Annotated in this window: 2 protein-coding genes; both read right to left on the bottom strand. The window is 72.0% G+C overall.

What is annotated here, in order from left to right; genetic code table 11:
* Positions 1 to 12: 12 nt before the first annotated feature.
* Positions 13 to 819, bottom strand: coding sequence for a prephenate dehydratase (gene pheA / locus C468_RS10390; RefSeq protein WP_008848840.1), 807 nt, complete (start codon positions 817 to 819; stop codon positions 13 to 15).
* 55 nt (positions 820 to 874) lie between these two features.
* A partial coding sequence (locus C468_RS10385) for a DUF7523 family protein (protein ID WP_008848839.1) occupies positions 875 to 1,243 on the bottom strand: 369 nt, incomplete at its 5' end.

Here is a 1,243-nt window from a genome sequence, read left to right as displayed (position 1 = left end):
GTGGCTCGGGCTTCAGTCCAACACGTGTTCGGTGTCGTACGACCCGAGCACTTTGACCCAGCCGTTGTCGGCGATGGCCTCGATATCCTCGACCGCTTTCGCCATGTGGTCCTCGTAGAGGCCCGCGTCGACGTCGAAGTGGAACAGGTAGTCGCCGAGGCGCTCGCCGCTCGGGCGCGACTCGATCCGCGAGAGGTTGAGGTTGCGGTCGGCGAACGCCTCCAGGAGTTCGAGTAGGAGCCCGGGGTAGTTCGCGTTCGGGTAGACGATCAGTGTCGTCTTCCCGCCGGCGTCGGACCTGGCGGACTCGGGCGCGACGACGAGGAACCGCGTCGCGTTGGAGGTGCGGTCCTGGATGTCCTCGGCGAGGATCTCGAGGTCGTCGCCGGCGTTGTCCGGGTGCCCGATCCCGGCGACGCGAGCGTCTTCGCGGGCGCGCTCGACCCCGCGAGCGGTGGAGGCGACCGCTTCGAGTCCCGCGTTCGGGTAGTTGGCCTCCAGCCAGTTGCGACACTGCGCGAGCGCCTGCGAGTGGCTGGCGACGACCTCGAACTCGGGTCCCTGCGCGAGGAGGGCGTGCCGGATCGGGGTGACGACCTCGCGGGTGACCGCTACGTCGTGGTCGGCCAGGGCGTCGAGGCTCTCCGTGACGGAGCCCTCGATGCTGTTCTCGATAGGGACGACCCCCCGCTCGAACTCGCCGGCCGCGACGGCGTCGACGATGGCGGTGACCGACTCGCGGAACGACACCTCGGCGGCGACGGCCCGCGCCGCACGGTGCGAGTACGTGCCGGCGGGACCGAGCGTGACGGCGTTCATCGCTCCTACCTATCAGACCGCGTTAGAAAAGCGTGCGGGTAGCGGGATCGAACGGTCACGCACCGTCGGTCGGCACCGCCGTCAGCGCGTCCTCGACGACCCGGACCGCGGTCGCGCCGTCGCGCCGCTCCACGACGACGACGAACGCGTCCCCGGCGACCCCCGCGGCCGCGACGGAGACGTCGGCGGCGTCGAGGCGGCGGAGGACCGCCGCGAGCGCCCCGGTGTCGACGTCGCCCGTCGCGAGGATGGCGGTGTCGCGGCCGTCGGGGACGACCGTCGCGCCACCGACGCGGAGGAGGGGGCTCACGTCGTCGGCGTCGCCGGCGGCGTCGCTCCCGCCGCCGTCGACGACCCCCACCCCGCTCCGCATCGACACGCTGGCCGCGCGCTCGGCGGTCGCGTAGTCGGGCAATTCCTCGCA

The sequence above is a fragment of the Halorubrum kocurii JCM 14978 genome, from assembly GCF_000337355.1.
In the GTDB taxonomy this organism is placed as follows: Archaea; Halobacteriota; Halobacteria; order Halobacteriales; family Haloferacaceae; genus Halorubrum; species Halorubrum kocurii.
This window is presented reverse-complemented; position numbering and strand designations above follow the sequence as displayed.

Bases quoted from the DNA above. Each gene is read 5' to 3' on its own strand.
- pheA (WP_008848840.1), bottom strand. From the start codon at position 819: ATGAACGCCGTCACGCTCGGTCCCGCCGGCACGTACTCGCACCGTGCG.